Consider the following 26,853-nt stretch of genomic DNA (forward strand, 5'->3'; position numbering starts at 1 on the left):
GTGACCATTTATGAATCTGGCTCTGAGCAGCCGTGTCAGAAACGGCCCATCAGAGACATTGAATAAGTACCCCACATGCTGCGATCGCAGCCCGCTTTGCGGTCATTCGCTGCAATTGCAAAGTTACGTGCACGCCGGAGGTCGGGAGCGCAAAAAAGCTGCCCTTAGAAGAAATACTTGATGCCAAAGTAAGGCCCGTGCTGGTCGACGTCATAGGCGAACTCTCCGGAACTCAGCGTGTCGCTATAGTCGACGCTGAAGTACCGATACCCAAATGTGAGGGTGGTTTTCTTCCAGGGTTGGTAATCAAAACCAACATTCGCCCCGATTTGAAGGTCATTTCCGCCAGCGCCGAAACCGCCAAGCTCCAAAGAAACAATTCCGGTCCAGCTTTGGCTCAATCGCCACGTTCCGCGTGCGCCGATTACCGTTCGATCCAATCCTGATCGGCGCCCAATACAGGCGCATTACCGGGCCCCGGAGTCGTGATGTCTATTTCCTGACGGATGGAGTTATACCTCAGCCCGACCTGAAGATCGATGGCATAGCGTTGGTCATTGGCACCGTATGTGCCATCCGCAATGCGGTAGGCCCCCTGAACACCAAACCATTATTGACGCACGTCGACGTTGAGGTCGGAACCCAACGGGCCGGGCAGTGTGGTGTCCTGTTCGATACCCACATAGTTAGCATCGAAAATTATTCCAAAACTCCCATTCCACGCCTCATACCGACCGGCAGCAGCAAAATCGAGCACGTCCAGCACGTCGCCAAGGTCCAGATCCAGATCAGCGGATTGACCGGCCACGGTCGATGTCCCTTTGGTTCTTAGCGGAGTGAACAGATAGAACGAGACCCCATGACGCCGGCAGGCCTCGTCCTGACTTGGCGCGGGTAGTGATTGAGCGGATGCAAGACCTAGCAATATCTGGAATGTTGCCGCAAGCGTCATGGTACTGAGTGTCAGAGGATGTGGCATGGCTGTGTCCTTGAGTTATTAAAACTCATTAATTGAATCTCAGGCCGATCCCGGCGCCCTGGTCATAAGGGCGATCAGCGCCGATCCCGATCAACACATCTGCATAAAGCGCAATACCGGGACTGAGATTTTTGCCAATCTGAAGCTCTGCGGTCGCGGGCCAGGCGTCATTCTCCCAATCATAAGGCGCTTTGATATCCGCTTTGATCCAATACCCCTCACCAAATGGCTGAAGTGCAATTAGGCGCATCGCGGTTCGGCTGACATCGGTCGGTCCATTGTAAGATGCGAAATGCTGGACCAGAGGGATCAGTGTCAGCCCACTGTTTGTGTTTGCAAAGGCGAACCCTCCGAACGGAGCGATTTGATCAGACCCGGTACCGATGCCTTCATCGGGATCGCCAAAGTCAAGGATCCATTCCAGCCCGAGCGCGGATTTGACGGCCCAAGTGTCATTCAGGGTTTTTTGTGACGGGAAATAGATCAGCTTGAAGCTGGTCTTTTCAAACCCGTTGAACCTCTCCCCGGTCGCATTTGTCGAATTGTAATGGAGCTCATATTTTAATTTCAGATCAGGGCGCAGCATGTATGCGCCATCAATGAATGCATCCTGACGATCTGCCCCACCTTCCAGATCAAAATTTTGATAGCGAATGTCTGTGTTGTTGACAGCAGCCAATGGATTTGACGCGTTTTCCTCTGCTCCGGCAGCGATACCCGCCATCAGAAACGCGGACGTAAAGATTGATTGGATAATGAAGTGGCTGGCCATCATGTACCTGAAGAGTTCTCGTGCGATTGATGAGACGATGGCTTTGCCACCACCGCCCCAAGTTCGTTACTGCCAGCTAGAAAAGACTTCCCTGGTCAGTTCGCTTTCAGGACGAAGGTTCTCGATTCCTTCATAGGGAACACCCTTTCCAAGTGACAGATGCGGGTGTTTGGCAATGGTTTTCTGATGGCGCTTGACCATGTCCTGAAAAGACGCCCCGGACCATAGGGAGTACCCGATAAGGGGATGTTCCTCGCGTGGATCTCGGTAGACATTGAACACAGGAGCTGCTGCGCCCGGCTGGCCCGGGGCAGGCAGATGCATTTTGAATTCCTGTTTGACCACCGAGCGCAAGACCGGCCCTTCGTAAACGTAGACATAGTCGCGGCGCGAGTTACCTTCGCCTTCAAGCAGCAGCGCGGTCTGGTCGATCCCGTCAATTACACGGTCGCGCGGAATGCGGTCGGTTGCCCCTGCGATCCGAGCAAAGGTGGTAAACAGGTCTGAGACATGCACAATGTCACCCGCCGCGCTGCCGGGCTCGATTGCGCCGGGCCAGCGGATAAACGCATCGGTACGCACACCACCTTCAAGATGCTGCGTCTTGCCGCCGCGGTAAATCAGCTGGTTCAAGCCGGACGTCCCCTCGTAGTGATACATCAAGCCATTGTCAGCCATGATCATGACGATGGTGTTGTCTGCCTTGCCGGTTTCATCCAGCTTGGCCAGCACCTCGCCGATCCAACCGTCCAGAATCTGTAACTTGTCGGCATGGAAGCCGCCATTGCGGGAAACCGCCTCATCAGGATAGGCAAAGTTCAGCGGGTAGAGCGGCCAGTACTGCATGAAAAACGGGTCGTCCTGCGAAGCCAGCTTCTCCAACTGTTCCAATGCCTGACGCTGATAGCGCAGGTTCATTTCTTCGTATTTCGCCTGCGTCCATTCCTCGCCCGGCGCCATGTCGACTTCGCGAGCAAAGCCTCCCGCTTCACCTTCAACACCGGTTACTAGGCCGTAAGGTTTGAACCGCTCATCTAACTGGAACTGGTTAGACTGACCCGACGCATGGAAGCCAAGCATGTTGTTGGCAACCATCGCATCACGTGTCATCAAGCTGAGCTGAACTTGCTGATGCAAGGGAAAGGCCGCCCAGTCAAACCCCTGATTATGCGGGTAGGATTGTTCAATATCGCCCTGATGCCATTTCCCGACATGCACGGTGTTGTACCCTTCTTCCTTTAAGATTTCGGCAATCGTCACCTCTTCGGACGCCAAGCCTTCACCGACCAACGCAACTTTGACTTCTTCCACGCCCGCGCGCACGGGATGACGACCGGTCAACATCGCTGTACGTGTCGGTGTACAGGACGGCTCGGTATACATCCTCATCAAGGACATGCCTTCGGTGGCAAAATCGTTGATGTTGGGCGTGTCGAAACCGGTGACATAGTTCATCGTCCGGTTGCCCATCTGACCGAAGCTGACATCGTCGATCAGAATGTAAAGAATATTAGGGGACTTGCCGCCGTTGGCGTCACGGATCTCGGAAAGCTTTGCGTCGATTTCCGTATCCTGAGCATCCCATTGATCGCCAAATTGTGCGCGGAGAAACTGGAACTCTCCGTCATGAATGATGGACGCATCCTGAGCAAAGCTCGCGCCGGCCATCAGCACCATGGCTGCGGCATGTTTCAATATTAATCTCATCGATATCCCTTCCCCATTTTCGAATTACATCTTTCCTGCGCGCTTCAGCGACTGGGCGATTTCATCCCGAAGACCATCCAGGGTCTCGCGGATGTCGCATTCAAACTGGTACGATTGGCTTCCTGGCTCAGTATTCATGGAGAGATATTCATCGTTAAGAAGCTGGTAGTCCCGACAGATCTCATCGAACACGGTGTCCACGCGCCTTAAGTCCGCAATTGCGGTCTGGTGGTCGTGAAACAGGGTATCAAGATCGAGGCCTTTCAATTTCGATGACTCGTTCGATGGATCGCGGAAATACCGGAGTGTTGGACGAATTCACTTTTAACAATAGGTTTATCGGGGCATAATACGGTGTAATCATGGATGTAACTCGCTGAAATTATGAAAGTATTCAGAGAAGATACACCTCTCCTGGATGAGGGCGTTGCACCTGACGCTAAAGATGTGCGGGCCGCACTTCAGCGACTTGTCAGGTCTTCGACTTTCGCTAGTTCACGGCGATTGCAGGACTTTCTCGTCTATGTCGTCGAGGAATCTCTCAACGGCAGGGCTGGCGAAATTCGTGCCAAAACAATCGCCATGGATGTCTACGGCGGGACCATGTCCGAGATGGCGCGGCGAGAAAATGTAGTTCGGGTGGACGCCGGTCGCCTGCGTCGCAAGTTGGCCGAATACTATACCGGAGATGGTCGCGATGAAGGTACTGTATTCGATCTGCCAAAGGGCGGATATGCACCGAAGATATCGATCAGGTCGCCCGAGACGACTCAGCTCGATACACCTGCGCGTGGCACCAATGCGCACAGTTGGCCTGGCCCGTTCATTGGATTTGCGGGCGTTTTCATTTTTCTCTGTGTTGTAGCGGCATTTGCGTTGATTTCGACAAAGCGTGAGGTTCCATCCAGCTTGCCCGTCGATGGCCTGAGTCGAGATGGGCGCAGCGCCATATTTGATGCATCCCCCATGCGGCTTCAGGCTGTGAACCTGGCCAATTCAGGCCGGGATTTAATCTTTCCTGCGTTGGAGCCCGCGCGATTGAACGCGGCACTGACGATATTCAAAGGGGCAATAGACAGCGACGAAAACTATTTCGGAGGCCATGCAGGGGCCGCGCAGGTTGCAGCAACGATAGCGCTGGTGACACCTGACGCCGATCCGACTGGGGACATGCTGCGTTACGCGGACACACAGGCCAGCAGGGCGATTGAATTGGCACCCGAAACGGGGTGGAGCCAATCTGCAAAGGCCTGGGTCGAATTCACCAAGGGAAACTGGCCAGAAGCTATGGAGTTTTCGTACAGGGCACGGCGTTTGGCACCAAACGACGTACATGTGTTAGAATTTGTATCACTGATCCTTTTGTATTCAGGTGAGTTCGAAAAAGTCGTGGAGATCAGCGAAGATGCGCTGTCGAAAATCGATTTGGACAGGGGTTATGTGTTTCAGAACGCAATGGGATCTGCAAAGTTTCATTTGAAGGATTTCGAAGGAGCCGTTTCCGCCTTTGAACAGGTGACCGAAAAGGGCGGCCCCGTCGGCCCTGTGTCTGTCGCCTATCTGATGGCGGCTCATCAAATGCTGGGTAACGAAAGGGAAGCTCAGGCGCTGTCGGATAAACTCACTCAGGAGTGGCCTGACAGTCAGGTAGATATGTTATTTCAAAGACTGTTTGCCAATCCGAGGTACGGAGAAGAGCTTGGCGAAGCTATGAAAGATGCCAATTGGAGCCCAAAGGTTAACGAATGAAGTTCGTGTCTCGGCTGTCGGAGCCTTTCCAGTACGAACTGGCCACAGTGGTTATTTAACCATACATCATTCCCAGCCACGAAGTGGTATAGGCCCTTGCCCCATCGCCGCTGGATATCGAAGACGGCCCAGACTTGCCGTTCACTCACCGCGCTGGTGTCGCACTGAGGCCCGTCATTCCTGACATTCGCTGCAATTGCACAGACTGGACGAGTGTAAGTTCACACGTTGATTCCACGTGGTCGATCCGGCATTAAGAGTGGATTCCATTAACTTGAGTTCTCAGGTAATACGTAATGATGGATATCGTCGTCATTACGACCATCATCACTTCTCTTTTTGTAGTAATCGGTGTGGCGGAACCACTGGCCGCGCGAATGCGCCTGCCGTACAGCGTTATCCTCGCAGTCTTGGGAATAGTGATCGGGCTTGGCGCGACGTTCTTTCTCGACACTAACCTGACGGATGCACTAAACCCGGGGGCGCAGGCAATTATCGATCTGCCGATCCGATCAGACGTCTTCCTTTATGTTTTCCTGCCAACGTTGCTTTTTCAGGCGACACTCGGCATGAACCTGCGCAGGATGCTGGATGACTGGATGCCCATCCTGGTGATGGCCGTTGTGGCAGTGATTGTGGCGACCCTCTCCATTGGCTATGCGCTGAGTTGGGTAAGTGCGCTGCCGCTGGCCGCCTGCCTGTTGATCGGTGCGATTGTGTCGACAACGGACCCCTCGGCGGTTATCAGCATTTTTCGATCGATCTCCGCACCGCGCAGGCTGTCGCGAATAATTGAGGGCGAAAGCCTTCTTAACGATGCGGCTGCTGTTGCCCTTTTTGGGCTGTTCATGAGCTTTGTGATGCTCGGGCGCCCGGATCCTTTACTAAGTGAAGCTATAGGGCAGATTCCGCTATTGATCGCAGGCGGAGCACTCACCGGTTGGCTCATGGCGCGCCTAGCGGTTTGGATGATGGCTTTTGTAGATCGTTGGGAAATGGCGCAGATTTCCATTTCCATTGCGCTACCATATCTCGCCTATATTGTTGCAGAACAAAGCGTCGGGGCTTCTGGTGTTATCGCGGTGGTAGCCGCAGGTCTTACACTCAACCTCACAGGCCCCGGTCGTTTGTCACCGGTCGCTTGGACAAATCTGCAAGAAGTATGGGATCTCTTGGCCCACTGGGCAGGAGCGCTGATCTTTATTTTAGCAGCCTTACTGATACCGCGATTACTGGAAGAGGTGCGACCGTCTGACTTTGGCCTGCTGGCAGTGGTGGTTCTTGCTGCAACATTTGCACGCGCGGCGGTTCTGTTCGGGTTGTTGCCACTTCTCACGACAATCGGTCTGTCGCCAACCGTTGAACGCCCCTATCGCACCGCAATACTGTGGGGCGGGCTGCGTGGTGCCGTGACGCTGGCGCTGGCGCTGGCAGTTACTGAAAGTACACATGTCCCGCTCGAGACCAAGCGCCTGGTTGGAATCCTGGCCACTGGCTTTACGCTGTTTACACTGATTGTTCAGGGTACAACCTTGCGCATGGTGATCACAAAACTGGGGCTCGACAGGCTCTCTCCGCTTGATGCTGCACTTTCACGGCAGGTGGTCGCGGTCGCCTTACAATCGGTTCGCGAGGACACATCCCGCATCGCGGAAAATTACAACCTGACCCACGATACCGTCAGAAACGAAGCCAAACAGTTTAGCAAACGCCTCGACGAGGCTGTAAAGGCCGCCGAAGACAGTGCGCAGATCCTTGATCGTGACCGGGTCACACTTGGCCTGATTGCGCTGGCCGGTGCAGAGCGGGATTCCGTCTTGGCCCGGATGCGGGAACGCACCATGTCATCGGTTCTGAGTGAGAAGATTCTGTCCGATTCCGATCGACTCATTGAAGGCGCACGGACTGGCGGGCGGATCGGCTACCAGCGTGCATCAAATCGGTCCGTTGTTTACGGCAGGTCTTTTCGGATCGCCGTGTTTCTGCACAATCGGCTTCGAATTTCGTTCCCGCTCACGCGCATTACAACGGATCGGTTCGAAAGATTGCTCATGCAGCGCCTGATCTTACAGGACCTCGATGGATTCGTCCGTGGCCGCATACGCAGAATCCATGGCCGCCGGGTTGCGGAACTGCTGGATGAAGTGTTGGCTCGCCGATCCGAGGCAGTTGAGACGGCGCTTGATGGTCTGCGGCTACAATATCCAGGCTATGCCGAAAAACTGGAACGGCGGTTTATCCGGCGCACCGCGCTGCGCCTAGAAGAACGTGAATACGCGGTCATGCGAGAAGACGGTCTTGTGGGCGCAGAACTTTTTTCGGTGTTGATGCAGGAAGTAGCGGCGCGACGTGCGTTATCTGAAGGGCGTCCGGTACTGGACATTGCCCTGAAGGGACGAGATCTGATCAGGCAGTTTCCGCTATTCTCTGATCTCGACAAAGCTTCACTGCGGAAACTCAGCCGAGCGCTGCGTACCCGCTATGCCAACGCGGGTGATACCATCATTTCCAAAGACGAATTCGCCCGGAGTGTGTTCTTTATTGCTTCCGGGGCTGTGGAAGTGGAGCTCGGCAGACACACCACGCGGTTGGGTCGAGGCGAAATGTTTGGGCAATTGGCTATGCTATTGAAACGGCCCCGTCGCGTAAACGTGCGGGTATTGGCACCGTCGACGCTGCTTGTGCTCGACGAGGCAAGTTTCCGGCGCTTGTTAGGGCGAAGCAAGGCCATGCGGAATTCTGTCAAGATGAGCGCTGGCAAGCGCATGATCGACCCTGCGGTGCTGGACTTGAATGAACCCGCAGGATTCTCCAACCAACGGACCAATTCTTGAGTGATCATCAATCCGAAAAGAACCGCGACAACGGTGTTGTTTCACGGTCACCAGTCGGGTTTGGTTTTGTCGAAAGTTTTCTCCTATCAAAGGGTTGGTCACTCAAAAAAAACCGTCAATACCCTCAACATCTCGGACAATCGTCCCGGTTTCCGATCTCCCGTTTTTTAGAGCGTCAATCAAGAAGTGCAGCTGTATGAGACGGCGGGGCACGCGATCTGCGACATATCAACGGCCCATATCGGTCATTCATTGCGTCAAGCCACGCCGCATTGCAACGTCTGCACTTCGAGCATTGATGCACGGTGCAGAAATTTGAACTTAGGGCTCGAGGCTGACCTCGGTGCCGTTGCAGCAAAGCCCCTTGTCCCGCAAAAACTGACATAAGGCGGCCCAGAGCAGACCTTGAGCACTACTTTTAAATGCTGCTGATGCAACCCACATTGCGGACTTTCGCTGCAAGCGCATCGCCAAAAGGTGCCTAGGATGACTGCTGCGCGGACGAAACTGCTATTGCCAATTTCAGTCTGGCTGTAATGCCCGCAAATTTTTTTGAGGAGTTGTAGTCAGTGAACTATTCAACGTTAATATTTTTTTCCTTAGCGGCGCTTGCTTTAACGGCATCGGTGTTGTGACATTAACTGTTCCAACATTGATACGCCACACTCACTGTGGAGCAACCGAAGCTCTGAGCAATTCCTGCGAGTATTCGTGCTTGGGATTTCCCATCCGCAGAGTTTCGGAGGACATGACTTCCACAATCTCGCCGTTTCTCATGACAGCTAATTGGTCACACATATGCGCAATAACAGGAAGGTCATGGGATACCATCAGATACGTCAGCCCGTGTTTCGTGCGCAGGTCAGCGAGCAAATTCAGAACTTCGGCCTGAACGCTGACATCCAAGGCTGAAGTGGGCTCATCCAATAGCAGGATATCTGGCTCACCTGCCAAGGCCCTTGCAATGGCAACGCGCTGACGCTGACCACCAGAGAGCTGGTGCGGGTATCGAAATCGGAACCGTTGCCCAAGGCCGACATCATCCAACAGACCCGCCACACGTTTGTCGATATTGTCCAGCCCATGTAGATGCAGGGTTTCGCTGAGCACCTGATCGACTGTGTGCCGCGGATGAAGCGAAGCGTAAGGGTCCTGAAACACCATCTGCACCGTCCGGAAGAACGCGCGATAACGTTTCGCTCCGGACAGCGCCTGACCTTCGACCTCGATGGTACCGGACCATTGCGGCGCAAGCCCCGTTATTGCGCGCAGAATGGTCGACTTTCCGGATCCACTCTCTCCCACAAGACCAAAGCTCTCACCCTGCACGACACTAAGGTTGGCACCTTTGACCGCATCAACGCGGTCGTGTGCGTGGCCGAACCAGACGTCGAGGTCCCTGATTTCCAATGCCGTCATTTCAACCTCTGACACTTGGTGCGTTCGACCATGACGGGTCTCGGGCCAGGACGCTCAGATGGGTGCGCTTGTCATCAAGTCGGGGAAGTGAATTTAACAGCCCCTGGGTATAGGGATGCTGGGCCTGATGCAGCTTGTTAGCTTCGCAGACTTCGACAATCCGGCCTGAATACATGATGAGAACGCGGTCGCAGAACTCGGACACGAGGTTCAGGTCGTGACTGATGAAGATCAGCCCCATACCCCGTTCCTTGACCAGCCCGTCCATGATGTTCAAAACCTGTCTCTGGACACTGACATCCAGTGCTGAGGTCGGCTCATCCGCGATCAGTATCTTGGGATTGGGGATCAGCATCATCGCGATCATGATACGCTGTCCCATACCTCCGGAAACTTCATGAGGATAGGCGCGCATCACACGCTCGGCGTCACGGATCGATACGTTTTCCAGCATCTCGATTGCCATCTTTCGCGCATGAAACTTTTTGCCGGAATTGTGTTGAAGATAGGCCTCCATGAGTTGCTCACCAACGGTTACTACCGGGTTCAACGAAAATTTGGGGTCCTGCATCACCATAGAAATCTGCTTACCCCGGACCGCCCGCATCTCACGTTCACCTAGCTCTAGCAGATCGCGGCCTTCAAGATTGACATGACTGGCCTCTACTATGCCGGGCTTGCGGATAAGGCGCAGGATAGCCCGACCCGTCATTGACTTGCCGGAGCCGCTTTCACCGACAATACCCAACCGTTCGCGTCCCAGCGAGAACGACACGCCGCGTACAGCGTCGAATACGCCTTGACGGGTGGGAAAACGGACCCAAAGATCTTCGATGTCCAGCAAACTCATTGTCCGTCATCCTTCGGGTCCAGAGCGTCCCTCAGGCCGTCACCCAGCAGGTTGAAAGCCAGCGATACCGTAAAAATCGCGAGCCCCGGCACGGTAGCAACCCACCAGTGGTCCAGAATAAATCTGCGGCCCTCTGATATCATCGCCCCCCATTCAGGACTGGGCGGTTGTGCGCCCAGACCGAGGAAACCCAAGCCAGCCGCCGCCAGAATAATCCCAGCCATATCCAGCGTGACGCGCACGATCAGCGATGAAATGCAAAGTGGCCAAATATGACGCGTGATGATCCGCAAAGGCCCCGCACCTTGCAGGCGGATCGCGTTGATATAGTCAGTCGACCGGATGGTCAGCGTTTCGGCCCGCGACATACGTGCATAGGGAGGCCAAGCCGTAAGCGAAATTGCGAGCACCGCATTTTCGATCCCGGCGCCAAGGGCTGCAACAAATGCCAGCGCCAGAACCAGACGCGGGAAAGCTAGGAAGATGTCCGTGATGCGCATCAGGACCACATCAGCCCAACCTCCGGCATACCCTGCAACAGTCCCCACCAATAGACCCGCTACTGGGGCGATCAGAGCAACCAGAGCGACGATGTAGAGCGTGATACGCGCACCATAAATCAATCTGGACAGAATATCCCGCCCCAAACTGTCGGTGCCCAAAAGATGCCCCTCAGTTCCAATAGGCTGGAGACGGCTGGCAAGATCCTGAGAATACGGATCATGCGGGGCCAGAACAGGGGCAAATACCGCGGTGAAAACAAGGAGTACCAGAATGGTCAGACCAACCATCGCCATGGAATTCGTTCGCAGTGTTAGCCAGCCCTTATACAGACTGGACAATCTGGCGTGACGGCGAGACGTGGGTGCGTCGGCCAGCAGCCATTGTCGCAAAGTCAAATCGCTCATTTCGACCTCGGATCAAAAAAACGGTAGAGAAGATCAGAGAATATATTCAGACAGATAAAGATCAGCCCGACCACAACTGTTCCGCCCAGAACAGCATTCATGTCTGCGCTCAGCAATGCCGTTGTGATGTAACTGCCGATGCCTGGCCAACTGAAAATGATCTCGGTCAGAACGGACCCTTCAAGCAGGTTGGCATAGCTCAGCGCGATGACCGTGATGAGCTGCACACGGATATTCTTGAATGCATGACGCCAGATCACTTGCCGTTCCGTTAGGCCTTTGACCCGCGCGGTGATGACATATTCAGCCGAAAGCTGTTCCAGCATGAAGGAACGGGTCATCCGGCTAATATAGGCCAACGAGTAATAGCCGAGCAATGCCGCCGGCAAGATGATATGGGTCAATGCATTGCGGAAAACATCCCAGTCCTGAACGATAGCGCTGTCCAGCAGGATCAAACCCGTACGTGTCGGGACAATATCCTCGTAGAAAATATCCAACCGCCCGGGGCCACCAACCCAGCCAAGGATCCCGTAAAATACCAGCAAACCCATCAAGCCTAGCCAGAAGATGGGCATCGAATAGCCGACAAGTGCCACGACCCGAGCGATCTGATCGATCCAGGAGCCGCGCTTGACTGCAGCAATCACGCCCAGCGGAACGCCAAGGAAAATGCCGATCAAAACACCCAGAGTGGCCAGTTCCAACGTGGCAGGGAAAACACGGGCGATATCCTCGGATACTGGGCGCGCATTCAGCAGCGAATTGCCGAAATCTCCGTGCAAGACATCCCACAGATAGTAAAAGAACTGCACCAACAATGGCTTGTCGAGACCGAGTTGTTGGTAGACCGCATCATAAGTCGATTGCGATGCGCGTTCGCCAACGATGGCCAGCACCGGGTCGATCGGCATCACGCGACCAATGATGAAGGTTACGAACAGCAGCCCCAGCATTGTTATTGCGATGGTACCAAGAGTTTTCAGGATGCTCTTGATCCAATGGATGAGAGGCGCCGAACGGCGCCCCCCTGTTGGTCTTTCGGCCAATGCCATTTACTTGGTCACCTGCCAATATGACGCCGAAGTAATCGCCTGTCCGGTCGAGAAATCCGTAACGTTGTCACGCATTGCCGATTGTTCGATCTGCTGGAACATAATGACAAAAGGCGATGTCTCACGGAAATCTGCCTGAATTGTCTTATACATATCAGCACGTTTTACTGTATCGTTTTCCACAACAGCAGCCGACGTCTTCTCGGTCAGGCCATCTGTGTCCCAGGAATTCCGCCAGGCGAGCAAACCTGTGGCGTTGGCCTCGTCTGAATTGTCCGGATTGTATGCGAACGTACCGGCGTTGGTCTGCGGATCGGGGTAATCCGGTCCCCACGCCCCAAGATAAACGTCCAGTTCACGCGAGCGGTATCGCGCCAGAATCTGTTTGGCAGTCCCGACGGTGATATTCATCGTGATACCGACCTGCCCAAGCGCGTTTTGCATGGCCTGGGCGATTTCGATCCGCTCCTGCGCTTCACGCACACCGACCTCAATCTCTAGCCCGCTCACACCGGCCTCATCCAGCAAGGATTTGGCTTTCTCGATGTCAAAGTTGAACGGGGTATCGTCAGATGCGCCAAGATAAGTCTGCGGCAGGAAGTTCTGATGGATCGTATACTGACCCTTCAGGAAACTGTCGCGCATCCCTTCATAGTCAATGAGATACTTAAAGGCCTGCCTAACCTGAGGTTTGCTCAGTTCGGGATGCTTCTGGTTTAGCGATACATACATCAGACGGCCTTTCAGCTCGTCTGCGATTTTGACCCCATCTACCGCTGAGGCACCGGCCACATCTTCGGGGTTCAGATTGCGGGCAATGTCGATGTCCCCGCGTTCCAGCAACAGACGCTGACTGGCGCTTTCTTGAACGTGGCGCACGACCACACGCTCCATGGTCGGGGCGCCCAGATAGAAGTCGGGGTTAGATTTCAGCGTTACGCTTTCATTCGGCTTCCAGCTGACCAGACTATAGGCACCCGATCCAGCCGTGTTGGTTTTGAGCCATTCATTGCCCAAATCGCCATCTTTATCGTGCTCCATCACTGTCTTTTTATCGACGATCCCGCCAATTGTAGAGGTCAGGCAGTTCAGGACAAAGGATGTCGCATAAGGCTTGTCCGTGGTGATGGTCAACGTATCGCCATCTGCAACGATTGTTTGCTCAATGTTTTCAGGCGTGAATCCAAACTGTGTTAGGATAAACGCCGGAGTTTTGTTCAGAATGATCGCGCGGCGCAGCGAAAACTGAACGTCCTCGGCGGTCACAGGGTTACCAGAGTGAAACGTCAGCCCGTCCCGGATCTTGAATGTGATGGACTTTCCGTCCTCTGACACGTCCCAGCTTTCGGCAATATCCGGCTGATATCCGGCATCCAAATCCAGTGGGTCGAAATTCACCAGTTTCTGATAAACATTCCTACTGACATCGGACCCGGCAAATTCAAAGCTCTCGGCTGGGTCCAGTGTGGTGATGTCGTCAATGCGATTTGCGATAACCAGCATATTTGGTGGCGTTTCAGCCATCGCGGAAGTCGAAGTCACGGCCAGCGCCATTCCAAGCGCCGCTCCGGTAAGCAATCTACTAAATGCGTTCATGTTGTCCTCTCTGTCACTATGTCTTTCATCGACGGTCACGCCCCCCAGGTCTTTTCGAGAACACGTAACCAATTTTCGTGGCAGAGCTTCTTGATGAGCTCTTCACCATAACCATGGCGCTCCATGGCTTCTCGTAGTCGGGGCAGCATGGATACATTCGTCACATCCACCGGCACCATTGCCCCGTCATAGTCCGACCCGAGCCCAACCCGATCCTCACCCAGTATATCAATCAGGTGATCAATGTGCCTCAGAACCTGCGTCAAAGGCACGTCGGAAACCATCTGCCCATCTTCACGCAGAAATGCTGTGGCAAAATTCAGGCCAACCATTCCGTCGCTTTCAGCAATTGTGCGAAGCTGATCATCCGTCAGATTGCGCGCGTGCGGGCATATGGCATGGGCGTTGGAATGGGTTGCCACCAATGGAGCCTCAGAATACCGCGCCACATCCCAAAAGCCCTTTTCAGTAAGATGTGACAAGTCCAGCATGATGCCGAGCGCATTGCAGCGCCGAACAAGCCTGAGACCATGATCGGTCAACCCGTCGCCAGTATCCGGCCCTGATGGGAATTTCAGCGGTACTCCGTGCCCGAAGATGTTCGGTCGGCTCCAAACCGGCCCAATTGACCGCAGGCCCGCAGCGTAAAAAACGTCTAGCGCATGCAGATCGGTGTCGATCGCCTCGGCACCCTCAATGTGAAAAATGGCGGCCATACGGCCTTGCGCCATGCAATCCCGGATGTCAGCGACCGAACGAACCACCTGCAATGCGCCCAATCGCTCCAGTTCGAGCAGGATTGCGATCTGGCCCAACGCGGCAGGCAAGGCATCTTCGGCATCAATCTGATCTGGAAGCGGCAGGTCATAACTCGGCTCGACCATCTTTTTCATCTTGGCGGCCAAATCCATCGATGATGGAACCCAGATCGCAAAGAAACCTCCGCCAAAGCCTCCACTTCGGGCTTTGACCAGATCAATCGCGCCATCAAGACCTGTAAGGAAGCGACCAGCTTCTGACAAACCACCCGCCGAGGCAAGTTTCGACAATACGTCGTTATGCCCGTCAAAGATCAGCGGAGACGTTTTCACCATTGCACCACATGCTTCAGTATCATTTCGACACATGCTAGCAGACGGGATCATCATAATTGCAAAAAAGTTCAATGAGTTTTACTCATAGAGGTAGACGGAATCATGAGGCCGCAGAGAAATGGGAAAACCTCGCAATTGGCACTCGCTGCCGGAATACCAAGCATTGCGAGCACTCATGCAGGCCGGAACAACGGCGGCGGCGGCACGACAACTGGGTTTGTCGCAATCTGCGGTCAGCCGTTCGATCGGCAACCTTGAAGCGCGGCTTGGGAAAATGCTCTTCGAGCGGGACGCGGGCAGGTTACGCCCAACGCAAGAGGCGGTTAGGCTCAACATGCGGCTTGATCCTCTGTTCGATTCTTTGGACCGGATCGACGGCCCGGCCGAAGCTGTCCAAGAAACACTGCGTCTGGTCGCACCACCCAGTTATGCGCATCGATATATCGTTTCCCTCATCGCAAGTTTTTTACGGGGGAACCCAGGGTTCTTCATCAATCTGGAAGTGACAACTTCGGACCTGGTCACGCTAGGTGTCTTGGAAAATCGATTTGATCTGGCAGTGACCGGCATTGAACAAAGCCGTGCAGGTATCAAACTCATTCCTTTTCGGGTATCTCCTGCAGTTTGTGTTATGCGCCCAGAACATCCACTGGCAACGCGCGACACACTCACACCGTCTGATCTTCATGAACAGGATCTGATCGCCTTGACATATCGTCATGGAAGGCGGGGACAACTTGATCGGTTGTTGCACCAGGTTAGAGCCGAACCCAGAATTGTAGCAGAAGTTTCAACCTCTTTCGCCGCTGCTGACATGGCGCGAGAAGGTTTGGGCTTGGCGGTGATCAACCCATTTCCGGTGTACATGTATCGATCCCCCGAACTGGCATTTGTCCCGTTTGAATCTCCCATGCGATATCGAGGTCATTTTGTGGTTTCAGACCAAAGGCCCGTTCCAAGGATCGCCCGCGCCTTTATGCGGCATCTCCGGCTGAACACACCTCCTGATCCCTTTTCAGATCGTAGCTAGGAAGCGTACAGACCCACCCAAATCTGTTTTTTGCTTCCACAGTCGCCACTACGGTGCAGATCAACCATCCAGCGAAGCATTCGGGTTAGTTGGATGGAGGAAACGCGGATTCTCTTGTCCTCGTCCCGAGCGTTACGATGCAACTACTTCAAGCAGTTCAATACGATTTCCAAACGGATCGCTGATATAAATTCTCTTGATGTCGGGTAAGTCGATGTCAGTTCGAACGTCAATACCTGCAGCCCTTAGATGAGCAACAGTGTTCTCCAGTGAACTTACTCTAAAGCCCGGGTGGGCTTTCAGTGCAGGTACAAATGGTTCTTCCACTCCCAGATGAAAACGCACATTCTGGCATTGAAACCAAACTCCTCCGCGACCGCGCAACGCATTGGGTTTTTCAACTTCAGAAAAACCCAATACGCCACAATAGAATTTGCGAGCGTCACCTTCTCTGCCTTTTGGCATAGCAATTTGGATGTGATGCAGTTCTTCAATCATCTTGCCCGGCCCAGAGACTAAATCAATCCAACTGATGTGGTATGTCATTGCATACGTTAGTGCATTCCCAATCACAATTAGGTCGTTATGAACGGCCCACAGCCGACATCCAACGGCGCTAGGCATACCGCATTGCAAAACGCCAAAGCAGATGTTGCCAAGACGGCAGGTCTATTTAGCTGACCTAATCCTGTCACTAAGCACGTTTTCTAAGCAAGTTCTGACCGTCGCGGCCCACTCTCTCTCAAAATTCTTGACCAAATGATAAAATTACGTGTTACTTGATGTCAATTGCCACGGGGAGGACATCATGAAAACATCACTATTTCTAAACCGCCGCCAATTTCTGATGACGAGCGCAGCGTCGTCGCTTTTGCTTGGGGCTGGTCGTGTTGCTGCCGCAGAACCGATCAAAACCGCCGGGATCTATACCGTGCCCGTCGAGCAGCAATGGGTCAGCCGCATCCACAACGCCGCGCTGACTGCGCAGGATCGCGGGGATATTTCCTATAGCTTCTCAGAGAACGTCAGCAACACAGACTACGCCCGGGTGATCCGCGAATATGCCGAGGCGGGCAACAAGCTGATAATTGGCGAGGTGTTTGGCGCCGAACAAGAAGCGCGGGAAGTCGCCGCGGAATATCCCGACGTTGCCTTCCTGATGGGCTCAAGCTTCAAAGAAGACCCGGCGCTGCCTAATTTTGCGGTTTTTGACAACTATATTCAGGACGCCTCTTACTTGTCCGGTATCATTGCCGGCTCCATGACCGAAACGGGCAATATCGGCATGGTTGGCGGCTTTCCAATCCCGGAAGTGAATCGCCTGATGCATGCCTTCATGGCCGGTGCACGTGAGATGAACCCAGACATCACCTTCCAGGTCAGCTTTATCGGCAGTTGGTTTGATCCGCCAAAAGCCAAGGAAACGGCCTTTGCAATGATCGAAAACGGCGCGGATATCTTGTATGCTGAACGTTTCGGCGTTTCCGACGCCGCCAAGGAAAAGGGCATTCTTGCAATTGGCAACGTGATCGACACACAGCCGGAATATCCAGACACCGTGGTCGCCTCTGCGATCTGGCACTTTGAACCAACCCTGGACAAGGCCATTGCCGAAATACAGGCCGGTAGCTTTGCAGCCGCTGACTATGGGATTTATTCCTTTATGAACCGGGGCGGAACCTCCCTAGCACCCTTAGGCACATTCGACGGCAAGGTACCTGCCCAGGCGCTTGACCTTGTCAAGCAACGCGAGGCCGACATCAAATCGGGCGCATTCACTGTGCCCATCAACGACGACGAACCGACGTCGTCATAACCGCGCATGGGCACCTCTGTTGTTGAGGCGCTGACCCTCGACGCCATCACCAAGCGCTTTGGCGCGCTAACTGCAAATGATGCGGTCAGCCTTTCGTTGAACGAAGGCGAAGTTGTTGCCTTGCTCGGTGAAAACGGAGCAGGCAAGACAACGCTGATGAACATCCTATTTGGCCAATATACGGCTGACAGCGGAACCGTTCGGGTGTTCGGAAAAACGCTGCCACCGGGAAACTCTCGCGCCGCGCTGGATGCGGGTGTGGGGATGGTGCACCAGCACTTCGCCCTGGCAGACAACCTGACTGTGCTGGAAAACATTACGCTTGGGGTCAGTTCACTACTAAGCCCAAGCGCGGGACAATCAGCGGCCCGCGACCGGATCAAGGCGCTGTCTCAAAAGTATCACCTGTCGGTGTCGCCGGATGCCCGTGTCGGGGCGCTGACGGTGGGTGAACGGCAAAGGGTCGAGATACTCAAAGCGCTTTACCGCGACGTGCGCATTCTTATCCTTGATGAGCCGACCGCGGTTCTGACCCCGCAGGAAACGGATGATTTGTTCGCGACCCTCCGGCTGGCCATCGCGGATGGTTTGTCGGTCATATTCATTTCGCACAAACTGCACGAGGTTATGGCGATATCGGACCGAGTTGTCGTGTTGCGGCATGGCAAGATAACGGGCGGCGTTCGCACCGCCGATACTGACAAACACGCGCTGGCGACCCTGATGATGGGCACGGAGGCAACACCACCTGAGGTATCCCAATCGACGCCTGGGCCTGTATTATTGAAACTGGATCACGTCGCAACGCCGGATGTCGGCAACGCCCCGGGGCTCAAGTCGGTGTCCCTATCTTTGCATGCCGGACAAATCATCGGACTGGCTGGCGTTTCCGGCAATGGCCAAGCCGCGATCGCAGATGTGGTTGGCGGGTTGGTAAAACCCGCCAAGGGGCGGATTGAGATCGGAGGATCTGAGATCGACCGCTGGACTCCGCGCGAAGCGGTAAAAAGTGGCATCGCTCGCATCCCCGAAGACCGGCACAAAACCGGGACGATTGCGGATTTTGATCTGACCGAAAACGCAATTCTTGAGCGCTACGGCTCAACAGGGTTCAGTAAGGCTGGTTGGCTGAACTGGCGCGGTTCACGGGCCTTTGCCGAGGCCATCATCAATAAATACGATGTGCGGTGTCCGGGCGCGGACACGCCGATCCGGCTTTTGTCCGGTGGAAACATGCAAAAGCTGATCCTCGGGCGGGTGCTTGAGGCCGCGCCGCAGGTTATTCTGGCTAATCAACCCGTGCGCGGACTGGATATCGGCGCAGTCAATTATGTGCACGGCCAGTTGCTGGAAGCCCGCGCCAGAGGGGCCGCGATCCTGCTGATCTCGGAAGATCTGGATGAGGTCATGGCCTTGTCCGATGTCATCCATGTGATTGCTGACGGACGGCTCTCACCCGGATTTGGCCGAGGTCGAATGACACCCGCGGAACTGGGCCTATGGATGGCCGGACAAGGGTTTGAAATCGAGAACGCGCATGCGTCTTGAACCGATAAACAACCCCAGCTTTGCGCGCAAGCTGGTCCCCCCTGCACTGGCCTTGTCTGCGACAATTCTGATCGCATCGCTGTTGGCAATGGTTGCGGGCGCAAATCCTTTTTCGGTTCTGGGCCTGATCATAAAAGGCGCGTTTGGATCGAAATTCGCGCTTCTTGAAACGCTCAACCGGGCAACACCGCTGATCTTTACCGGGCTTGCCGTTGCAGTGGCCTTTCGGGCTAAGTTCTGGAACATCGGGGCCGAGGCGCAGCTTTATGCCGGGGCATTGATCACGGTTCTTTTGGGGACCGGAGCCTTGGCATGGCCAAGTGGCGTGATCCTTCCTGTAATCGCCCTTATTGCCGTGTTTGCGGGTGCAGTGCTGCTGCTGGTGCCTGCGCTTCTGAAAACCCGGTTTGGGGTGGATGAAGTGGTGACGACCCTGCTTTTCAACTTTATCTTCCTGCTGTTCATTTCAATGTTGCTGGAGGGACCGTTGAAAGATCCGATGGGGATGGGCTGGCCAAAATCGGCCCGGCTGATCCCCGAGGCCAGCCTGCCACGGATCGTCGACGGGCTGCGTCTGCACTGGGGTTTCGCCCTGGCAATCATATCGGCGCTTTGCGTCTGGGTGATCCAGACCCGCAGTACCTTAGGCTATGAGATGCGAGCAGTGGGCCTAAACAAGCAGGCCGCAGGTTTCGCGGGCATTCCGGTGAATTTGGTATTGGTCAAAACCGCGCTGCTGTCTGGTGGGCTTGCCGCCTTGGGAGGCTTTTCCGAGGTCGCCGGGCTGAAGGGGAGCTTGACCCTCGATCTGTCACCCGGATTTGGTTACACCGGCATCATCGTGGCGATGCTCGCCCTGCTCAATCCGCTGGGCGTGGTGATCGCGGCCCTGTTTGTGGCAGGCATTTTTGTCGGTGCCGACAGTATGAGCCGGGCCGCAGGCGTACCAACCTACCTAGCCGATATCATGCTGGCCGTCGCCCTTTTGCTGATGGTTCTGGCGATCATGCTGACGCGGTTTCACGTGGTGAGGGACTAGCGTCATGGACATCATTGACATCCTCTTCACCGCCAGTTTCTGGGCCGCAGCGATCCGCATCGCCAGCCCACTGATTTTTGCTACCTTGGGCGAATTGATCTGTGAACGCGCCGGCGTCCTGAATCTTGGCATCGAGGGCATCATGGTTTCCGGTGCATTTGCGGGCTGGATGGCAGTCTATTCGGGCACCGGGCTTTGGGTTGGTGTCGGCGTTGCAATGGGTGTCGGGATGTTGTTTGGGCTGTTGCACAGCACCCTGACAGTGCCCTTTGGACTGTCCCAGCATGTCGTCGGACTGGGCGTAACACTTCTGGCCACCTCGTCAACCTATTATGCCTATCGGCTGGCGTTGCCAGAGGTCACCAGCCCACCCAAGATCGTTGCCTTTCAGCCCTATGAAATACCGCTGCTGTCCGACATTCCACTGCTTGGACCCGCAGTATTCTCGCAAACGCCGCTGACCTATCTGGCCTTTGTGCTTGTCGCGGTTGTCGGGTTGGTTCTCTACCGAACGCCGCTGGGCTTGGCCGTGCGCGCCGCAGGTGAAAACCCGGCTGCGGTCGCTGCACAAGGCCTTTCGGTGACCGCCATCCGCATGGGGGCCGTTATTATAGGCAGCGGGTTGATGGCCGTCGGTGGCGCATTTTTAACGATGTCCGCCTTTGACAGTTTCTTTTTTGAGATGGTCAATGGGCGCGGCTGGATCTGCATTGCTCTGGTTGTCTTTGGGTCCTGGCGGCCCGGCAAGGCAATGCTTGGGGCAGTGCTGTTTGCCGCCTTCGATGCGCTGCAAATCCGGGTTCAGCAGACAAGTATAGGTGCGCAGGTCCCTTACCAGATATTCTTGATGATGCCCTATATCCTTTCCATTCTGGCATTGGTGGTGATGTCGCGCCGGGCCGAAGTGCCCGCGGCACTTATGGTGCCTTTCAACAAGGGGGAACGGTAGTGTTCGACTTGATTGTAAAAGGTGGCTGCCTGCCGAATGGCAGCGTAGCTGATATCGGTATCGCAGGCGATAAGATAACTGCCATAGATCAACTCGGCGCTGCCGAAGCAGGGCAGATCATTGATGCAACCGGCGATCTGGTCAGCCCGCCCTTTGTCGATCCGCATTTTCATATGGATGCGACGCTGTCTTATGGCCTGCCTCGTATCAACGCCTCGGGAACCCTGCTGGAGGGCATTGGGCTTTGGGGTGAGCTCAAACAGGTCATGACCCAGGACGAGGTGATTGATCGCGCCCTGCACTACTGTGACTGGGCGGCCAGCATGGGGTTGCTTGCGATCCGCAGCCATGTAGACACCTGCGACGACCGGTTGTTGGGGGTCGAGGCGCTGCTTGAGGTTCGAAACAAGGTCAAAGACTATATCGATCTGCAACTGGTCGCTTTCCCCCAAGATGGGTTCTACCGCGATCCCACTGCGCGCGAGAATACCGTCCGCGCGCTGGATATGGGCGTGGATGTTGTTGGCGGCATCCCGCATTTCGAACGCACGATGCAGGATGGTGCGGCGTCAGTGACTGAACTGTGCGAAATTGCCGCCGCGCGCGGCCTGCAAGTGGATATGCATTGTGACGAGACGGATGACCCGCTGTCGCGCCACATCGAAACGCTTGCGTTTGAAACCCAGCGACTTGGACTGCAGGGGCGTGTGGCGGGCTCGCATTTGACCTCTATGCACTCGATGGACAACTATTATGTTTCGAAACTGCTTCCGCTGATCGCAGAGGCTCAGATCAACGCGATCCCGAACCCTTTGATCAACATCGTTTTGCAGGGGCGGCACGATACGTTCCCCAAACGCCGTGGTCTAACGCGGGTGAAAGAGATGCTGAGCGCCGGGATCAACGTCGGCTGGGGACAGGATTGCGTGCTGGATCCGTGGTACTCACTAGGGACCGCAGACATGCTGGACGTGGCCTTCATGGGGCTACACGTAGCGCAGATGACCAGCCCCGAAGACATGCGGATCTGTTTTGACATGGTGACCGTGAATAACGCAAAGACGATGGGTTTGCAGGACTACGGGCTCCACGTCGGCGCCAAGGCCTCCCTGGTCGTGCTCGATGCTGGCACCCCAACCGAGGCCCTGCGGCTGCGCGCAGCACGTTTACACGTCGTGGCTAATGGCAAACTCATCAGTCAGTCCCCCCGCCAGGATGCAAGGCTCAACATCCAGGACCGTCCTTCTACCTCACACAGACGACATTTGAGAGGGTAGCGAAAGCCCTAGCAGCTGTATTTCTCAGGTGGTCTGAGCCGATCAGTTTTGCCGGGATTGGAGGAGTGCGTTCGCCAATGAATCTGTAAAGGGCGATATGAGCAATGTTGGGATATTTGGTGAGATAACCATTCCAGATCGCGGAAATGTCCGATACGCAATTCTATTTAATCGCGTACCGGGACATCATGGCATCGGAAACAGAGTATGCCATGGGAGGGAACTTACTTTCTAAATTGAAAGATAAACCCAATGAGGTTTAATAATAGCTGCGCTGCCAGGATCTGAGTGCTTTCCGACGGGTCATAGGCTGGTGCCACTTCGACCAGATCGATTCCGACAACGTCTCCGCGTTTGGTCAGACCCTGCAAAATCTCCAACACATCGTAGTATTGGAATCCACCATGGCTGGGCGTGCCGGTTCCCGGCGCAATCGACGGGCAGAAAGCGTCGATATCGATTGTAATGTAATAGCGGCTGCCCTCAGGAATACGATCCAGCACACCCTGAGTGCCCAGCTTACGCACCTGACGCACCGATAGGATGTCTGATCCGCGCGCCCGTGCATCTTCATAACCCTCCTTCGCGGTGGATGAAACGTTCCGAATGCCCAGCTGCGTCATGCCGGACACATAGTCCTTTTCAATCGCGCGGCGCATCGGATTGCCGTGGCCGACAGTCACGCCGTGCCGTTCATCAACGAAATCCAGATGTGCGTCGATCTGGATAACATGGATTGGACCCTTGTCAGCACAGTCTTCGGCAAAAGCGTTAATACATGGGATATTGATCGAATGGTCGCCACCGATGGTGACCGGGATCGCGCCGGCGTCCAGAATTTTCTTAACGCCATATTTTATGTTGGCGTGGCTTTCCTCGGTCTTGGTATGGATGATGTCCGCATCGCCCAGATCGACGATGCTTATATCCTCGCCCAGATATGTGGCGTCATCCTCGTGATCATATGCCCCGGCGTGACCAAAGCTGAACAAGGTGGATGCCTCGCGGACCGACCGCGGACCAAACCGCGCGCCCGGGCGGAATTGACAGCCGAAGTCGAACGGTGCCCCGAGTATCGCCACATCCGCATCAATGTTATCCCAGTTCTCAACATAAGGTTTCTTGCCGAAAGTCGAAATGCCGACGAAGGGCAAATTCAGGCGACCAGCTTCATAACCATGTCCCGACATGATTTCTCCGTTTCTTGTGGTTTAGCGATAGGCCAGTTCCGGAAGGAACAAGGCGATTTGGGGGAAGGCCACCAGCAACCCGGTTACGAGCAGCAGAATGACAAGAAATGGCGGTACACCGCGCACGACCTCGATAAAGGGGCGACGGAATACAGCAATGGCGGTGAACAGGTTGCAGCCAAAGGGCGGTGTTGCGGCACCGATGGCGACTTGCAAAGTGATCAATACACCAACCAACACCGGATCAAGACCCGCAGCTTTGATCATAGGTGCAAAGATTGGCACCAGGATCAGAATCACCACGATGGAATCTACGAACATGCAGCCAACGAAGAAGGCGATGTTGACGGCGATCAGCGTCATTAGCGGACCAGCATCTTTCAGCCCAAGACTTTCGATGATTGCTTGCGGCACCTGCGCGAAGCTGAGCGTCCAACTGAACGCCGCGCCTGCCGCGATCAGGATGAACACGACCGACGTGATGGCCCCGGTGGACAATGCAATATCGAACAGGTCACCTACCTTGATCGAGCGGAAGATCACCACCTCAAGCACGACAGCATAGAGCACACAGATCGCGGCTGCTTCGGTCGGCGAAAAGACACCGCCATAAATGCCGCCGACGATGATAGCCGGGAAACCCATGGGCCAAAGCGCCTTGCGTAGGGCGGTAAAGCGCTGCACCCAGCCTTCACGTGGTAGCACTGGAATGTCGTGCCGATAGGCATAGAACATGCAATAGGCCGAGAACAGCACCACGATCAGCAGACCTGGCAGGATACCCGCGATGAACAGTTGCGAGATCGACGTGCCCGAGACCACTCCGTAGATGATCATGCCTATGGACGGCGGGATCAGGTAAGCGAGGTCGGCGGCGTTGACAATCAGCCCAATCGAGAAACTGTCGCTATAGCCTGATTTCAGCATTCTAGGCCGCATCGCTCCGCCAATAGCCACAACGGTGGCCTGGGTCGAGCCACAGACAGCACCAAACAGTGCGCAGGCGGAGGTGACGGAAATCGCCAGCCCGCCCTTGATATGGCCCATGAAGCTCATCACCAGATCAATCAACCTGTTGGCGGAATGGCCGCGCGTGATGATATCGGCGGCCAGAATGAACATCGGCACCGCGATCAGCGCGGCAGGTTTCACGCCTCCGATCATCTGCTGGATCAGGATCTGCATGTTCATGTTGGGGAAATAGACAAGGAAACCCAGCACAGCTGCCGAGATCAGCGGCATTTTCATTGGAAAGCCCGCCAGAAGCAGGACAATCATAACAGCAAGCATCAATTCAGTCATTTGCCCTCCTCCGATGATTCTTCGAATTTCTTGATTGCGGCGGCCGTTTCAGGGTCTTCATAGCTGTCGATTTCCAGATACGAGACGTAGACCTCTTCCTCGGCGAAATTCAGATTTCGGATTGCCGTCAGCAGGTATTGGAATGACGTCAGGGCAAGACCAATCACCACCCAGACATAAGTCAGGTAAAGCGGCAGTTGCAGTGCCGGTGTGATCCGCCCGCGTGAGGCAACTTTCTGAACATATTCCAGCGCAAACCAGGCCAGTACCGCCATCACGGCTGCCGTGGTGGCCGCTATTACAACCATCAACCCCTTGCGCATTTTGATCGGCAGAGCATCGTAAATGGCCGACATGCGGATATGGATACCCTTGCGGGTGGCATATCCCAGCCCCATGAAGGTGACGATGACGATCAGGAACTCGTTCAGTTCCTCAGAAAAATAGATGGACTGGTTGAACACATACCGGCCAAAGACGTTGGCGATGGTGTTCACGGCCATCAGGATAACCCCCCAGCCCAGGATCCAGACTTCGATCCGTCCGATAACGGCGTCGATCTTTCCCAGAAAGCCGAAAGGCATGGCAGTACCGCTTTGCATGATGTCCCCCCTTTTGAATACCCTCACACGCAAGGCGCGTGAGGATGTGTTGATCGAGTGGTTTGGGTAGGATCAGTTGTCCGTCAGTTCCGCTTGCAGCGCGTCCAGCAAGTCCTGACCACGGTCGCCCACGATTTCGACATAGGCAGCAGCGGTACCGGTGCTTTGATCGCGGAAGACGTCACGCTCTTCCTCGGTCAGGACAACCAGACCGATGTCAGGCTTGGCTTCCTTGATGATGTCCAGACGCTGCTGATTGAAGTCGGTGACAACACCGTCGATGAAACCGGTCATGTCAGACATGGTGTCACGTACCAGTTGCTGACGGTCGGGGCTGAGGGTTTCGAACCAGTCCGATCCAGCTACGACGGTGGTAACAAGTTCCTGCTCACCGGCCCAGATCAGATGGCTGGTGACTTCGTAAAACTTCATTTCCTCAATGGTCGGGATCGGGTTAACCTGACCGTCGACCGCACCCAGTTGCAACGCACCGAAAACTTCGCCAAACGGCAGCGGTGTCGGGCTGGCACCCATGTTCTTGTAGGTTTCCAGCAGGATCGGCGACACCATCACGCGCATCTTGAAGTTGTCGAAATCCTCGGGCGAGCGGATCTCACGGTTGGTGGTCCAGACCTGCGGCCCTTCGGAATACATGGTCATAACCTCCAGACCACGCTTGCGAAAATCCTCGTTCAGCGGGCCATAGATGGTTTCCGAACTGCCGAGAATGTTCGAGATGGCCGCCGGATCGGATGGCAGCAAGTAGGGCAGCAGGAACACCTGGCTTTCGGGGACAATGGTACCCAGATTGCCGATCGACACATTGGTGAACTGGATGACGCCATCAGCGGCCTGTTCGACAGTTTCCGTCGGTGTACCTAACGTGCCCATCGGATAGACGGTCACGGTCACCTCGCCGTCGGTGGCGGCTTCGATTCGCGATTTGAACTCTTGCGCATAGGCATCCATTATCGAGCCTGGAATTTCCTCGATGGCGAATTTCCAGTCTTCGGCCAACGCGCCAAGCGGTGCCAGTGTCAGCAGCGCTGCGGCTGCGGTTGTCTTCATTTTGATTAAAGAAAATGTCACGCGAATGTCCTCCCATTTCGCTTTGTTTTTCGCCTCTGAGAAGGATCA

24 protein-coding genes are annotated in these 26,853 nt (G+C 54.9%); 8 read left to right on the forward strand and 16 right to left on the reverse strand.

Annotation, left to right across the window (positions count from 1 at the left end):
• Positions 1-164 precede the first annotated feature (164 nt).
• The 5 genes from Q0816_RS20640 to Q0816_RS20660 form a co-directional block, all read right to left on the reverse strand.
• Positions 165-440 carry a hypothetical protein gene (locus tag Q0816_RS20640; RefSeq protein WP_298854188.1) on the reverse strand — a complete coding sequence of 92 codons (276 nt, stop codon included), beginning with the start codon at positions 438-440 and terminating at the stop codon, positions 165-167.
• Positions 441-610: 170 nt separating this feature from the next.
• The gene (locus Q0816_RS20645) at positions 611-979 is read right to left on the reverse strand and encodes a hypothetical protein (protein WP_298854190.1); all 369 of its coding nucleotides are present in this window, start codon (positions 977-979) and stop codon (positions 611-613) included.
• 28 nt (positions 980-1,007) lie between these two features.
• Positions 1,008-1,754, reverse strand: a complete 747-nt coding sequence (locus Q0816_RS20650) for a hypothetical protein (RefSeq protein ID WP_298854192.1) — start codon at positions 1,752-1,754, stop codon at positions 1,008-1,010.
• Between the two features lie 63 nt (positions 1,755-1,817).
• Positions 1,818-3,446, reverse strand: a complete 1,629-nt coding sequence (locus Q0816_RS20655) for a sulfatase-like hydrolase/transferase (RefSeq protein ID WP_298854194.1) — start codon at positions 3,444-3,446, stop codon at positions 1,818-1,820.
• Between the two features lie 36 nt (positions 3,447-3,482).
• Positions 3,483-3,725, reverse strand: coding sequence for a hypothetical protein (locus tag Q0816_RS20660; protein WP_298854196.1), 243 nt, complete (start codon positions 3,723-3,725; stop codon positions 3,483-3,485).
• Positions 3,726-3,962: 237 nt separating this feature from the next.
• On the opposite strand from Q0816_RS20660, the gene Q0816_RS20665 reads away from it, so the two are divergent.
• Positions 3,963-5,207: an adenylate cyclase gene (locus tag Q0816_RS20665; RefSeq protein ID WP_298854198.1), complete on the forward strand. Its 1,245-nt coding sequence runs from the start codon at positions 3,963-3,965 to the stop codon at positions 5,205-5,207.
• Between the two features lie 299 nt (positions 5,208-5,506).
• Positions 5,507-8,041: a cation:proton antiporter gene (locus Q0816_RS20670; protein WP_298854310.1), complete on the forward strand. Its 2,535-nt coding sequence runs from the start codon at positions 5,507-5,509 to the stop codon at positions 8,039-8,041.
• 666 nt (positions 8,042-8,707) lie between these two features.
• Here the strand turns inward: Q0816_RS20670 and Q0816_RS20675 are convergent.
• Genes Q0816_RS20675 through Q0816_RS20700 form a run of 6 tightly spaced genes read right to left on the reverse strand, consistent with a single transcriptional unit; the run spans position 8,708 to position 14,963 of the window.
• On the reverse strand, positions 8,708-9,460 hold the full coding sequence (locus tag Q0816_RS20675; protein ID WP_298854199.1) for an ABC transporter ATP-binding protein: 753 nt from the start codon (positions 9,458-9,460) through the stop codon (positions 8,708-8,710).
• A 1-nt stretch (position 9,461) separates the two neighbouring features.
• Complete coding sequence (locus Q0816_RS20680; protein ID WP_298854200.1) at positions 9,462-10,310, reverse strand: ABC transporter ATP-binding protein; 849 nt, start codon at positions 10,308-10,310, stop codon at positions 9,462-9,464.
• The gene (gene nikC / locus Q0816_RS20685; protein WP_298854201.1) at positions 10,307-11,218 is read right to left on the reverse strand and encodes a nickel transporter permease; all 912 of its coding nucleotides are present in this window, start codon (positions 11,216-11,218) and stop codon (positions 10,307-10,309) included. Before nikC ends, Q0816_RS20680 begins: the two co-directional genes overlap by 4 nt.
• A complete protein-coding gene (locus Q0816_RS20690) occupies positions 11,215-12,273 on the reverse strand; it encodes an ABC transporter permease (RefSeq protein WP_298854203.1) in 1,059 nt (352 codons plus the stop codon). The genes nikC and Q0816_RS20690 overlap by 4 nt, the downstream gene beginning before the upstream one ends.
• Entirely contained in the window at positions 12,274-13,869 is a 1,596-nt protein-coding gene (locus Q0816_RS20695; RefSeq protein ID WP_298854205.1) for an ABC transporter substrate-binding protein, read from the reverse strand. It lies immediately after the preceding gene.
• Between the two features lie 35 nt (positions 13,870-13,904).
• A complete protein-coding gene (locus tag Q0816_RS20700; RefSeq protein ID WP_298854207.1) occupies positions 13,905-14,963 on the reverse strand; it encodes a dipeptidase in 1,059 nt (352 codons plus the stop codon).
• A 118-nt stretch (positions 14,964-15,081) separates the two neighbouring features.
• Here Q0816_RS20700 and Q0816_RS20705 point away from each other — a divergent pair, with 118 nt between their 5' ends.
• Entirely contained in the window at positions 15,082-15,993 is a 912-nt protein-coding gene (locus tag Q0816_RS20705) for a LysR family transcriptional regulator (RefSeq protein WP_298854208.1), read from the forward strand.
• A 132-nt stretch (positions 15,994-16,125) separates the two neighbouring features.
• Here the strand turns inward: Q0816_RS20705 and Q0816_RS20710 are convergent, their stop codons facing one another.
• Positions 16,126-16,491, reverse strand: a complete 366-nt coding sequence (locus tag Q0816_RS20710) for a VOC family protein (RefSeq protein WP_298854210.1) — start codon at positions 16,489-16,491, stop codon at positions 16,126-16,128.
• 310 nt (positions 16,492-16,801) lie between these two features.
• Between Q0816_RS20710 and Q0816_RS20715 the strand changes: the two genes are divergently transcribed.
• The 5 genes from Q0816_RS20715 to Q0816_RS20735 are packed head-to-tail and all read left to right on the forward strand — an operon-like array spanning position 16,802 to position 22,622.
• Positions 16,802-17,809 (forward strand): BMP family protein, encoded by a 1,008-nt coding sequence (locus tag Q0816_RS20715; protein ID WP_298854212.1) that lies wholly within the window; start codon positions 16,802-16,804, stop codon positions 17,807-17,809.
• Positions 17,810-17,815: 6 nt separating this feature from the next.
• Positions 17,816-19,357 carry an ABC transporter ATP-binding protein gene (locus tag Q0816_RS20720; RefSeq protein ID WP_298854214.1) on the forward strand — a complete coding sequence of 514 codons (1,542 nt, stop codon included), beginning with the start codon at positions 17,816-17,818 and terminating at the stop codon, positions 19,355-19,357.
• A complete protein-coding gene (locus Q0816_RS20725) occupies positions 19,347-20,396 on the forward strand; it encodes an ABC transporter permease (protein WP_298854216.1) in 1,050 nt (349 codons plus the stop codon). Before Q0816_RS20720 ends, Q0816_RS20725 begins: the two co-directional genes overlap by 11 nt.
• A 4-nt stretch (positions 20,397-20,400) precedes the next feature.
• Entirely contained in the window at positions 20,401-21,345 is a 945-nt protein-coding gene (locus Q0816_RS20730; RefSeq protein ID WP_298854218.1) for an ABC transporter permease, read from the forward strand.
• Complete coding sequence (locus tag Q0816_RS20735; RefSeq protein ID WP_298854220.1) at positions 21,345-22,622, forward strand: amidohydrolase family protein; 1,278 nt, start codon at positions 21,345-21,347, stop codon at positions 22,620-22,622. The genes Q0816_RS20730 and Q0816_RS20735 overlap by 1 nt, the downstream gene beginning before the upstream one ends.
• Positions 22,623-22,846: 224 nt before the next feature.
• Here Q0816_RS20735 and speB read toward each other — a convergent pair whose 3' ends face one another.
• The 4 genes from speB to dctP all read right to left on the reverse strand — a co-directional run bounded on the left by speB (position 22,847) and on the right by dctP (position 26,805).
• Positions 22,847-23,812 carry an agmatinase gene (speB, locus tag Q0816_RS20740; RefSeq protein WP_298854221.1) on the reverse strand — a complete coding sequence of 322 codons (966 nt, stop codon included), beginning with the start codon at positions 23,810-23,812 and terminating at the stop codon, positions 22,847-22,849.
• Between the two features lie 21 nt (positions 23,813-23,833).
• Positions 23,834-25,114: a TRAP transporter large permease gene (locus Q0816_RS20745; protein WP_298854223.1), complete on the reverse strand. Its 1,281-nt coding sequence runs from the start codon at positions 25,112-25,114 to the stop codon at positions 23,834-23,836.
• Positions 25,111-25,716 (reverse strand): TRAP transporter small permease, encoded by a 606-nt coding sequence (locus Q0816_RS20750; protein WP_298854225.1) that lies wholly within the window; start codon positions 25,714-25,716, stop codon positions 25,111-25,113. The genes Q0816_RS20745 and Q0816_RS20750 overlap by 4 nt, the downstream gene beginning before the upstream one ends.
• A 72-nt stretch (positions 25,717-25,788) precedes the next feature.
• Positions 25,789-26,805: a TRAP transporter substrate-binding protein DctP gene (gene dctP / locus Q0816_RS20755; protein ID WP_298854227.1), complete on the reverse strand. Its 1,017-nt coding sequence runs from the start codon at positions 26,803-26,805 to the stop codon at positions 25,789-25,791.
• Positions 26,806-26,853 lie beyond the last annotated feature (48 nt).

The organism is uncultured Ruegeria sp. (assembly GCF_947497005.1).
Classification (GTDB): Bacteria; Pseudomonadota; Alphaproteobacteria; order Rhodobacterales; family Rhodobacteraceae; genus Ruegeria.